This window comes from Silvibacterium bohemicum, from assembly GCF_001006305.1.
Classification (GTDB): Bacteria; Acidobacteriota; Terriglobia; order Terriglobales; family Acidobacteriaceae; genus Silvibacterium; species Silvibacterium bohemicum.
This window is the reverse complement of sequence record NZ_LBHJ01000004.1, coordinates 826248-838119: the sequence shown is the minus strand read 5'-3', so window position 1 is coordinate 838119 and position 11872 is coordinate 826248. Positions and strand designations below refer to the sequence as shown.

At 56.6% G+C, this 11872-nt stretch carries 10 protein-coding genes and 1 pseudogene; all 11 read left to right on the top strand.

All coding sequences use genetic code 11. The features are described 5' to 3' along the window. The first annotated feature begins 2 nt into the window (after window positions 1-2). The 11 genes and pseudogenes from XX99_RS14230 (at window position 3) to XX99_RS14180 (ending at window position 11860) form a co-directional block, all read left to right on the top strand. Entirely contained in the window at window positions 3-506 is a 504-nt protein-coding gene (locus tag XX99_RS14230; RefSeq protein ID WP_050060015.1) for a chemotaxis protein CheW, read from the top strand. 56 nt (window positions 507-562) lie between these two features. Then, window positions 563-1804: pseudogene (locus XX99_RS14225) on the top strand (methyl-accepting chemotaxis protein); the annotation flags it as partial. Window positions 1805-2325: 521 nt separating this feature from the next. After that, window positions 2326-4482, top strand: a complete 2157-nt coding sequence (locus XX99_RS14220; RefSeq protein WP_231581350.1) for a chemotaxis protein CheA — start codon at window positions 2326-2328, stop codon at window positions 4480-4482. Further along, window positions 4479-5354: a CheR family methyltransferase gene (locus XX99_RS14215; protein ID WP_050060013.1), complete on the top strand. Its 876-nt coding sequence runs from the start codon at window positions 4479-4481 to the stop codon at window positions 5352-5354. Before XX99_RS14220 ends, XX99_RS14215 begins: the two co-directional genes overlap by 4 nt. Beyond that, the gene (locus tag XX99_RS14210) at window positions 5351-5872 is read left to right on the top strand and encodes a chemotaxis protein CheD (RefSeq protein WP_050060012.1); all 522 of its coding nucleotides are present in this window, start codon (window positions 5351-5353) and stop codon (window positions 5870-5872) included. Before XX99_RS14215 ends, XX99_RS14210 begins: the two co-directional genes overlap by 4 nt. After that, window positions 5872-6273, top strand: a complete 402-nt coding sequence (locus tag XX99_RS14205; RefSeq protein WP_050060011.1) for a response regulator — start codon at window positions 5872-5874, stop codon at window positions 6271-6273. Before XX99_RS14210 ends, XX99_RS14205 begins: the two co-directional genes overlap by 1 nt. Next, the gene (locus XX99_RS14200) at window positions 6254-6694 is read left to right on the top strand and encodes a chemotaxis protein CheX (protein WP_050060010.1); all 441 of its coding nucleotides are present in this window, start codon (window positions 6254-6256) and stop codon (window positions 6692-6694) included. The genes XX99_RS14205 and XX99_RS14200 overlap by 20 nt, the downstream gene beginning before the upstream one ends. After that, the gene (locus tag XX99_RS14195) at window positions 6695-7774 is read left to right on the top strand and encodes a protein-glutamate methylesterase/protein-glutamine glutaminase (protein ID WP_050060009.1); all 1080 of its coding nucleotides are present in this window, start codon (window positions 6695-6697) and stop codon (window positions 7772-7774) included. A gap of 378 nt (window positions 7775-8152) precedes the next feature. Then, entirely contained in the window at window positions 8153-9805 is a 1653-nt protein-coding gene (locus XX99_RS14190) for a methyl-accepting chemotaxis protein (protein WP_050060008.1), read from the top strand. A 333-nt stretch (window positions 9806-10138) separates the two neighbouring features. Beyond that, the gene (gene corA / locus XX99_RS14185; protein WP_050060007.1) at window positions 10139-11005 is read left to right on the top strand and encodes a magnesium/cobalt transporter CorA; all 867 of its coding nucleotides are present in this window, start codon (window positions 10139-10141) and stop codon (window positions 11003-11005) included. A gap of 75 nt (window positions 11006-11080) precedes the next feature. Continuing rightward, on the top strand, window positions 11081-11860 hold the full coding sequence (locus tag XX99_RS14180) for a glycosyltransferase family 2 protein (RefSeq protein ID WP_050060006.1): 780 nt from the start codon (window positions 11081-11083) through the stop codon (window positions 11858-11860). Window positions 11861-11872 lie beyond the last annotated feature (12 nt).

The window sequence follows — 11872 nt, the reverse complement described above, 5'->3', positions numbered from 1 at the left end:
CTATGGCAGTTGAAATGATGGAGCGTCGAGGCCACGTAGCCCAGGCCGGCAAATACTTGATCTTTGAATTGGGCAACGAGGAGTTCGGCACGAGCGTGATGCAGGTGCGAGAAATCATGAAGATGCAGGAAGTGACCGCAGTGCCGCAGTCGCCTCATTTCGTGCAGGGCGTGATCAATCTTCGCGGCCGCATTGTTCCGGTGATGAATCTGCGTCGAAAGTTCGGTATGCCCGACCAGGACTACACGGATCGCACCTGCATCGTTGTGCTGCGTGTGCAGACGGACGATGGAGAGCAATCGGTGGGAATCATCGTGGACGGGGTCGTTGAAGTGCTTCTCCTGAGCCAGGATGACATCGAAGATCGCCCCGACTTTGGGCGGGAAACTGCTTCGTCGCACATTCGCGGTATGGCGAAGAACAAGGGAAAGGTCAAGATTCTGCTGGATATGGATCGCGTTCTAAGCAGCGAAGAACTTCAGAGCTTCGGAATGGCAGAGGCATAACAAGGGAACAGTCGAGCCCCCTAAGGATAGACAGGGTAATGAAGAATATGACGATCGGCAAAAAACTATATTCAACCTTCGGGATGATGGCACTTCTCACCTTGGCTGCGGGTGGCCTCGCGATCTATAACATTGGCAATCTGGGAAACTCGGTTCAACAGCTGGGTGGGCATTGGGTGCGTGCTGCTTATTTGACCGGGCGCACCGATACTCTCACAGCAGACTTGATCGGCTTCTCGCGCGCCATCCTGATCCGTGGCTACATGAAAGATTCGGATTCAGCGCGCAGTCTCCACGATCAATACGTTGCCGGGCTCGCTCAGCTTCGGCAGGAAACCGATGAACTCAAATCGATTACCAAGGATCCTGAAACGTTAGATATCGAGCAGCACGAGATCCTGGACAAGCTGGCAACCTTCTCCGAACTGAACGACGAAATGTACGATCTCGTGCTTAAGGGAGATCTCCAGGCGGCAAGTGCTGTATTCGCGAACAAACTTGTCCCAATCGGTCTTGAGATTCGGAAATCGGGCGACAAGCTAGCCGAATTAGAGGGCAAGCTGGGATCCGACTATTCGGCCGATGCGGTGTCCGCTGTCGGGCCGGCACGCACTTTCAGCCTCGTCATGATCTTGCTTTCGCTCGGTATTGGCGTGGTCGGAGTGTACGTTGTGCGCGGAATCGCCAAGACCTTGGGTGACAGCGTAGCCGAGCTTCGCGATGGTTCCGAACAGGTTGCCAGCGCCGCTTCGCAAGTTTCGTCATCGAGTCAGTCTCTCGCGCAGGGATCTTCGGAGCAGGCAGCTTCTCTCGAAGAGACGTCTGCGTCCTCTGAGGAGATCAACTCCATGGCGCGTAAGAATACCGATAATTCACGCAGGACGGCGCAGCTGTTGAGTCAATCCATCGAAAAGGTCAACATGGCCAATCGCTATCTCGATGAGATGGTCGTCTCGATGGACGAGATCAACACGTCGAGCGGGAAGATATCCAAAATCATCAAAGTTATCGATGAAATCGCATTCCAGACCAACATCCTCGCTCTCAACGCTGCGGTAGAAGCCGCCCGGGCCGGTGAAGCGGGCATGGGCTTTGCAGTGGTGGCGGACGAGGTGCGGAGTCTGGCTCAGCGAAGCGCGCAGGCTGCCAAAGATACGGCGACCTTGATCGAAGATTCAATCGCGAAATCGAGCGAGGGCAAAGGCAAGGTCGATCAGGTAGCCGCTGCCATCCGCACCATCACGGAAGAATCCGCCAATATCAAAGTGATGGTCGATGAAGTGAGCCTGGGGAGCGAGGAGCAATCTCGCGGCATCGAGCAGATCGGTCGCGCGATTGCACAAATGGAGCAGGTCACGCAAACCACTGCCGCGAATGCCGAAGAAAGTGCGGCCGCCGCGGAAGAACTGAATGCGCAATCGGAAACGCTGAAGGAGATTGTTGCGCGCTTGCAGAGCATGGTGGATAGCAATGGCGGGCCGATCCCGTATCGCGGACTGCAAGTTTCATCGCAGCGGAAGAAGACTCCAATCGCGCCGCGTCCGATGGCTGTGAAGCCACAGCAGCCGGCCAGGACTTTCAAACCGCAAAGGATGTCAGCGTTTGACGAGCCGGTGTCCAAGGTCAGCTCCAAAGAGGAGAGTTTTCCGCTCGAAGAAAGCTTCCGGTCCTTTTAAGTGAAGCTCGATTGTGCGGCAAAAGCTGAAACTGCGAGCGGCCGTTAACAGCGATCCCTGGTAATAACTGCCCTGCATCCGTCCGACCGATTCAGGCGCGGCCACCAATAGAAGAAATGTACGGCTAAACCTAAGAGACGGTTATGTCCCAGCAATCAAATACTCTCATCGCGAGCAGCACGCAGGATAAATGGAAGGCCTGCATCGATGAACTCGCTAGCCGGCTGATGGTCGAAGGCAGCGATGCCGATGTCGCTCCCGAATTACGATCGATCGCCCAAGAAGCAGCCGAGCAGGGCGCTTCTTCCTGCGCTGAGACGGCCAACAAGCTGCTGGCGGCGCTCGACGCCGATCGCGAGAGCGGAACAGCGTATCTGCTGAAAGACGGAATTGCGATGCTGCGTGCCTCTATCGACGCGGCCGGCGCGCAGACGAGCAAGAGCAGCAGTGCACCGTCTTCCTTTGGAGAAGATGAGGAGCTGGTCGGGGATTTTCTTGTAGAAGCTCGCGAGCACCTCTCGACAATCGAAGGTCAATTGTTGGCGCTGGAGCGCTCACCTTCCGACATGGAAGCGATCCACGCGGTGTTTCGGGCCTTCCACACGATCAAGGGCCTAGCCGGCTTCCTGGATTTTCAGGTCATCCGCGAGGTCGCACACGAAGTCGAAACGATCCTCGATCTGGCGCGCAACGAGAAGCTGGTGATCGAGTCGACGGTCATCGATGTCGTTTTGGAAAGCGGAGATTTTCTTCAGACCGAGCTGTCCTCCGTCGAGCAGAGCCTGCAGTCAGGCAATCCACTAGCAATCGGCAATCATCATCCGCTGGTCGCGAAGATTCGCAGCCTGGCCGCTCCTCCTGCAACGGAAGCTGCGCCACCTCCGCCGAAGAAAGCAGCGAAGCCCAAGGCAACGAAGAAGCAGGCTTCTGTTGAGACAGTATCGCAGCCCTCCGAAGAGCGGCCTGAAGAAACAGTGGTGGCGGAACCGATCGCAGCAGAACCAATCGCGATGCCGGAACCTTCAGCGCCTGTAGCTGCCAAAGTGGCTGCAGTGGAGCCACCGCCTGCAGCGGCTCCCGCGGCTGCCAGTGCTCCGCGGTCTGCGCCGCCAGCCAAGGAGCAGGGGCGTGGCGCAGATACAAATTCGGTGCGCGTCGAAACGGCGAAGCTCGATCACCTGATGGACGTTGTCGGCGAGATCGTAGTCGCGCAATCGCTTATCCGTCACAATCCGGTGCTGGCCTTAGCCGCCGACTCCCGGCTTTTGGGCGATCTTTCGCAGCTTGCTCGTGTCACCGCTGAAGTGCAGCGGGCCACCATGAGCATGCGCATGATTCCTGTCGGGCAGCTTTTCCAGCGCGTCGAACGCGTCATCCGCGATCTCTCCCGGAAGGCCGGAAAGCTGGTGGTCCTCGAGACCTCCGGTGTGGATACGGAAATCGATAAGACGGTCGCCGAAGAGCTTGCCGATCCTCTGCTGCACATGGTGCGCAACTCGGTCGATCATGGCATCGAAATGCAGGCCGACCGCATCGCCGCCGGCAAGTCCGCCGAGGCCCGCATCCGCCTTTCGGCGCATCACCAGAGCGGACAGATCCTCATCGAAATATCCGACGATGGGCGCGGTTTGGATAGCGCCAAGATCCGGCGCAAGGCGGAGGAAAGACAGCTGATTTCGCCCAACGCACAATTGACAGACACAGAGATTTATCAGTTGATCTTCGAGCCCGGCTTCTCGACTGCGGAAAAGATCACGGATGTTTCCGGCCGTGGCGTAGGCATGGATGTTGTCCGCCGTAATGTGGAGAAACTTCGCGGCCGCATTGAAACCCAGTCTACAAAAGGCTTAGGGACTACCTTTCAGCTCAAGCTTCCACTGACGCTCGCCATCATCGACGGCCTGGTGGTTGAGGTGGGCATCAATCGTTACATCATTCCTCTCTCCGGAGTTCGCGAAACTTTCCGTCCGCGTCCCGACTCGCTCTTCACTGTGGAGGGGCGCGACGAGATGGTTCTGGTCCGCGAAGAGCTTATGCCGGTGGTTCGTCTCTACGAGCGCCTCGGCATCGAGCCCAGGACGACTCAACCTTCCGAGGGGCTGTTGGTAGTTCTCGAATCGGAGAACAAGCGCTTCTGCCTTCTCATCGACGAGTTGCGAGGGAAGCAGGAGGTTGTAATCAAGAGTCTGGGAGAAGTGTTCAAAGATGCGCCCGGATTTTCTGGCTGCGCCGTTCTCGGCGATGGGCATGTGGGACTCATCCTCGACATTGACGGCATCTATCGCGGGAGGCGCCGTTGAGTCCCGATCCTTATGCGATGCGACCGCACGACTTCGATCAGATACGGCAGATGGTATATCAGTTCTGCGGTGTCGATCTTCAAGGTAAAGAGGTTCTGGTAGGTACGAGGCTGGCGAAGAATGTCCGTGAGCTTGGATTCCCTTCGTTTGAAGCCTACTGCACCGAGGTGAAGCGGAACCCTTCAGGGCAGCTCTTCACCTCGATGATCGACGCGCTTACCACTAACCATACGAGTTTTTTCCGCGAAGAGGCGCACTTCAAGTTTCTTAAGGAAACAGTATTGCCCGGGCTTCCGGCGAATTCGAAAATCGCAATCTGGAGTGCGGCCTGTTCAACTGGCGAAGAGCCATATACCATCGCCTTCTCTCTAGTCGATGCATTAGGTGAAGATGCCTTTACTCGGGCCTCCATCACTGCTACGGATATCTCGACGCGCGTCTTGAGCCAGGCCCAGCGTGGGCTCTATCCCTCCGCGCATCTGCAGCAACAACTTTCCGCCGCAACCCTGAAGCGCTGTCTGCTGCGTGGTGTGGGGAACTATGCCAACCAATGCCTGGTTAAGCCTGAAGTGCGGGCGATGGTGACTTTTGCCCAGTTCAATCTGCTTGGCGATTATTCCTCGATGGGGCCCTTCGAAGTTATTTTTTGCCGCAACGTCATGATCTATTTCGATCGCGCCACTCAGCAAAATGTCGTCAACAAACTTGCTTCTCGACTCGCGCCGGGAGGCTACCTGTTCATTGGCCACTCCGAGAGCCTGAACGGCATCGAGCATCCGCTGTTGTATGTTCGCCCCGCTACCTACCGCAAGAGCGGATCGGCGCGCGGGGCTGTTAGGTCGGATTCCACTCACTCAGGGAAGATGCGATGAACACCGGAACCCTTATCACCGTTGGCATTAGCGACTGCGCGGTGTCGAACGATCCGAGTGCGATTCTTGTTACGCACGCTTTGGGTTCTTGTATCGCGCTTGCGATCCATGATCCCGTCGCTCAGGTTGCCGGGCTTCTGCACTTCATGCTGCCCGATTCTGGACTGCAACGCGACCAGCACAACAGCCGGCCTTTCATGTACGCGGATATCGGCATCCCTCTTCTCTTTCACGGCGCTTATGGACTTGGCGCCGCGAAGCCTCGGCTGATTGTTACTGCACTCGGCGGCGCGCAGGTAATCGAGGCCAGCGATGCCTTCAATATCGGGAGGCGTAACTATCTCGCGATGCGTCGCATTCTGTGGAAGGCGGGTGTGATGCTGCACGCAGAGGACGTGGGAGGAAACTTGCCGCGCACCGCCCACATGGAGGTAGGCAGCGGCCGCATTATCGTTTCTTCCGATCGGCAGGAACGTGTGATTCAGCGGACCCACACTGAAAGGAGCAGGGCTGTCTAATGTCATTAAAAGTAATGATCGTTGATGATTCGCCCAGCATGCGGAAGATCATTCGCCGTGTGCTCGCGCTATCCGGCTATGACCTGAGTTGCTGCCATGAAGCTGGCAATGGCATCGAGGCCATTGCGCTGCTCGACAGCACGCCTGTCGATGTGGTGTTCACTGACATTAATATGCCTGGGATGAACGGCGAGGAACTGGTGGAGAAAATGGCCGGCAATGCTGCCTATCGTTCTATACCGGTGCTGGTCGTCTCCACAGATCGCAGTGATGAACGTCTGCAGCGGATGCTCGCTCTCGGCGCTCGAGGATATCTAACCAAGCCGTTCCAGCCCGAAGCTCTCGGCGAGGCTATACGCAAGGTGTTAGGAGGGACGGAACATGCAGCCAGCGCAGTTTGAGCCTCTCCTTCAGGACGCCGTAAATGAAGTCCTCGAGTCGATGTGCTTTCTTTCGTCGGAGGATAGTTCCGCGAACATTCATCACCCGGAGACAGAACCGTGGGTGGGCCGGCGGCTCGATTTTCGCGGACCCTATCAGGGCTGTTTTGGTGTGCGCACATCCCTCAATACGGCGCGTCTCATCGCCTCCAATTTTCTGGGCGAAGAGCCGGCCGAGATAACGGATGAACAGGCAGAGGAGGTCGTCGGCGAGGTTGCAAACATGGTCTGCGGCACTCTTTTGGCCTCGGTAGAAACGCATCACACGTTCGATCTCACATCGCCACGTCTCGACGATGGCAAGGCCCCCGCATCCCTCAATCGCATCGCCCGCACCTTCACGCTTGAAGAGGGCGAACTCCAAATCTGGCTGGAAACATAGATGACCTTGAATCCTGGTGAACGCAAAATCAAGGTACTGATCGTCGATGACTCGAGCATCGTGCGCAAGATCCTGAGTGAAACCATCGCTGAAGAAAGCGACATGGAAGTCGTAGGCACGGCGCCCGATCCCTACGTCGCACGTGACAAGATACTTTCTCTCAACCCCGACGTGATCACGCTCGATATCGAAATGCCGCGCATGGACGGTCTTACTTTTCTCAAGAAGATCATGCAGTTTCATCCCATGCCAGTCATCATCATCAGCTCCCTGGCGCAATCTTCCTGCAGCATCTCGCTCGATGCTCTGTCGCATGGAGCCGTCGACGTGCTGGCCAAGCCGGGCGGACCCTATTCCATCGGTGAGTTGCGAGAGAGCCTTCCGGCGAAGCTGCGCGCAGCTGCGCGGGCACGAATTCCAAAGTCCACGACATCGGAGCCGCGACAGCCCATTGCCGTTCCACGGCCCGTGCTGTCGAACTCATCGCCGTTTCACCCCGAAACTGTGATTGCCATTGGCGCATCGACTGGCGGGACAGAAGCGATTCACGATGTGCTGGTGAGGCTTCCGGCGAACATTCCCGGCATGGTGCTTACTCAACACATCCCCAAGCTATTTTCCACGGCCTTTGCAGCGCGGCTCAACCGTGCCTGCAGCTTTGAGGTGAAGGAGGCTGCAGACGGCGACGAGCTCGGTCCAGGCCGCGCACTCTTGGCCCCCGGGGACTTTCACATGGTCCTGCGTAAGGTAGGTCGTACTTATCGAGTGCAGCTCCAGGATGGTCCAAAAGTTTGCTATCAGCGCCCGGCGGTGGATGTCATGTTCGCGTCGGTTGCTGTTGCAGCCAAGCAAAATGCCGTCGGCGTGCTGCTTACGGGCATGGGTTCCGATGGAGCCCAGGGGCTGCTCGGCATGAAGAAAGCCGGAGCCGGCACCATCGCGCAAAACGAGGCCACCTGCGTCGTCTATGGCATGCCGCGCGAAGCCGTCCGCATGGGCGCAGCAGACCAGGTGCTGCCCTTAGACGCAATAGCAGCCGCAATTCTGAACGAGTCGGCGCGCCGTCTCAGTCATGTATGAGATAGCGGATAACTTTATGCCCGATCGGGGTTATTGACCATAACTCCACTGTCGTTTGATCGACGATCAAGTCAATCAGTGGATGTTAGTGCTGGATTTGCCGATAGAGAGACAGCAATGAGCAGATGGCTATTTGCGGTTTTCTCGGGGCGAACTAAGTCGGGACGGAATATTAGCTTCGTCAGATCTGAGTGCGGTCTTGCGTGGGTGTAAGGCTCAGGCCGCGAGGTTGAGCGAGAAAAATAAGTCGTAAGTGGACTTCTGAAGGCATGAGAAGAATGCTACTTCGTGCGATTAGCGCCGCACGGCGAGTACCGCAATAAAGCCACCGCATCCAGCGGCATACCAAGATATGAGAACTGTGGAGAGAAGCTTTCAATGGGAACGATGACAATAGGTAAGAAGCTGTTCATAAGCTTCGGTCTACTTGTGATGATTGCCCTGGTGATCGGTGGCGTCGCGATCCGTAATGTGGGGGAACTTGGTTTCGGTGTGGACGAAATGGGCCATCACTATACCCGGGGGCTGTACTTGACTGGCCAGGTAAATCACCTGAGCTCCGATATGGTGGCCGCTTCGAGAGGCGTTTTGCTGCAGGGGTATCTCAAGGATTTCAACAGCGCGAGGCAGTTCAACGAGCGATATGCGCAAGACGTGAACAGCCTGAAGCAGGACACGGAAGAGTTTCTGCGCAGTGCGAGAAGGCAGCAATTGCACGAGATTGGAGAGGGTCAAATCCTCGATAAGCTGGATAAGCTGTCCGAGTACAACGCCGCTCTTTACCAGATGGTCGCCAAGGGAGATATGGCGGGCGCGAACGCGCTGATGGCCGAGAAGATCATGCCCGCGTTGGACGGGGTGAGCGCGGCCGGGGATAAGCTGGTCGAGATGCAAGAGCAGACCGCGGCTGCTTTTTCTGAGAAAGCTGTCGAGCTTGTTGCACCCGCTCGTTACATCAGTATCGCCATGATCTGCCTTTCGCTCGCCTTGGGCGGCGTCATTACCTACATCGTCCGCGGCATCAATACCACGTTGAGCCAAAGCGTCGCTGAGCTTCGCGACGGAGCGGAGCAGGTGGCGAGTGCTGCTGCTCAGGTTTCTTCTTCCAGCCAATCGCTGGCGCAAGGGGCATCAGAGCAGGCCGCATCCCTGGAAGAAACATCTGCTTCCTCGGAAGAGATCAACTCCATGGCTCGGAAAAACACGGACAATTCACGTGCAACTGCCGAACTGCTGACCCAGTCGCAGACCAAGGTGACGCTGGCTAACCAGCATCTGGCCGATATGGTGATTTCGATGAAAGAGATCACGGAGTCCAGCGGCAAAATCTCCAAGATCATCAAAGTGATCGACGAGATTGCATTTCAGACCAACATCCTCGCCTTGAACGCAGCGGTAGAGGCGGCGCGCGCTGGGGAGGCCGGCATGGGTTTCGCTGTCGTTGCCGATGAAGTTCGAAGCCTGGCCCAGCGAAGCGCACAGGCCGCGAAAGATACGGCCACTCTGATCGAGGATTCGATTGCGAAGTCCAACGAGGGCAAGAACAAGGTCGATCTGGTCGCGAGCGCTATCCGCGCCGTCACCGCGGACGCATCCCGCGTGAAAGAGATGGTGGACGAAGTAAGTCTGGGCAGCGAGGAACAATCCCGAGGCATAGAGGAGATCGGGAAGGCCATGGCCCAGATGGAGCAGATCACACAGACCACAGCCGCGAACGCGGAGGAGAGTGCGGCCGCTGCCCAAGAGCTCAATGCCCAGTCGGAAACACTCAAGGACGTTGTGGCAAGGTTGCAATCCATGGTCGACTCCGGAGCCCGCCAGGCGAGATCGGCTGCGCGGGGGATGAGCTCATCTCAGACCTCCAGAAAAGAGCAGTTCGCCCCGGTGTCTCGATTCAATGGCGCAAAGTTGTCAAACTCTTCGACCTCACTCTTTAGGACCCAAATTCCTATGACGGTGAGCGCACCGGCCAAAAACGGGTTCTCCAAGAGAGATGAGTTTCCGATGGAAGATAACTTTCAGTCGTTTTAATCGGTATCAACGAGTGTTGTAGTTCGCGATCTTTCGTGAAACTCAGCCGCAAGACGGGCAGGGCAGACGCCCCGCCCGTTTTTGTTTTGAGGAAGCGCTCTAGGACGGAGATATGCGTCGCCAGCGGATAGGTTAGCCGCATGCGTCTGCATTCTCTACGGGCGGTTTTTCTGGGAATTCTTGTCGCTTATGTTGCGGATGCTTCCGAAGCCGGCCATTTTCCGTAATCAGCAGGGTGTCATCAACTATCATTTACAGCGGGACGCTTTCGCATGGTGCGAATGTGAACGGCCACTCCCTGGATATCCGAAAGTTTCGTGAAAGGAAGTTTGCTTGGCCTGGTATGAGCTGAAAAGCGCTGACGACACACGTTTGGACGAGCTCGCCGAGCGCTTCCAATTGCATCCGCTCCATGTTCAGGATTGCAGGGACGCCGATGCCCGCATCAAGATCGAGCAGGGAGATAACTATCACTTTATTGTTCTAAGACCGCTGCAGCTTCTGGAGGGCGAAGAGGAGCTGCATCAGTCTCCCTTGACCATGTTCGTCGGCAAGGAGTTTTTCATCACCATTGGGGATGAGCAATGCGTGGCAATTCGCGAGGCGCTCGAGCGTGCCCGTCGTGCGGGCTCCGATACGCTCCCCGACCGGCTGCTCTACCTCATTTTCGACACCGTGGTCGATTCTTACTTCAAAGCAGTCGATACCATGGACGATCGAATCGACGTGGTGGAAGACAATGTTTTGGACAATCCATCTCCCTCGACCTTGCAGCACATCTTCGACCTGAAACGGGCTTTGATCGACCTTCGTCGCATCATCGTGAACACGCGTGACATCGGCATGCGTCTGCAGCGCGATAGTGAGCTTATCGACCGCGAGCTTTATCCCTTCTTTCGCGACATTTATGACCATCTGCTTCGTCTGGCGGACAGTGTAGAAACGCTGCGCGATCTGCTCAACAATACCCTCGATGTCTATCTTTCCAGTGTCGCCAATCGCACCAACCAGGTGATGAAGGTGCTGACCGTGCTAAGCACGATCGCCCTGCCGGCGCTGGTCATCTCCGGCATCTACGGCATGAACCTGAAAGGGCTGCCCTTTCTCGATAGCAACTATGGGAGCGCGATCGTCGGAGGCATGATGGTGCTTTCCACCGTCCTGCTGCTCATTCTCCTCCGTGCCCTGCGCTGGCTGTGATGTCCGCATTCATCGTCAGCGTACTTCGCTTGGCGTGATCGAAGACACCGGAACGCGGTATAACTGAAAGCGAAGATGCCTCCTACGCTTTCCGTCGCAATGATCGCGCGCAACGAAGAGAAGAACCTGCCGCGCACTCTGGAAGCAGTTCGCTGGGCCGACGAGATCGTGATCGTCGACTCCGGCTCGATCGACCGCACTCCGGAGATCGCCAGGTCCTTTGGCGCGAACCACTCTTTCAACCGCGATTTTCGCGGCCATCCGCAGCAAAAGACCATCGCCATCGGCAAATGCACCAGCGACTGGATTCTGTTGCTGGATGCCGATGAGGTGGTCAGCCCGGAGCTGGCGGAAGAGATCCGTCGGACCATTCAAAATCCTCAACATGAGGCGTACTGGATTCCGCGGCTCAATTTATTCATGGATCGCTGGATACGTCACGGCGGCTTCTACCCGGATCACAAATTGCGCCTGTTCAAGCGCGGCAGCGCACATATGGATACGAACATCGGGCCGCATGGAACGCCGCAGTTCGATGGGCCCAAGGGCACACTGAAACACGACCTCATCCATTACGCATACCCCAACTTTGAAATCTATCTGAGCCACATGAACGACTACAGCTCAGAAAACGTCGATGCGCTGGTGAAAAAAGGAAAGGCCCGGTCGCTTGCGTCGCTTCTGGCGCTTGCGGTACTCAATCCGGCAGTCACCTTTCTCAAGAACTACATTTTCCGCCTGGGATTTCTCGACGGCACGGCCGGGCTCATCTATCACCTCAACCACTCCGTCTATATTCATTGGAAATATGTGAAGGCCTGGTACGCGCAGAAGGAGAGACGGTCAGAATATTGAATTTTCAAAAGA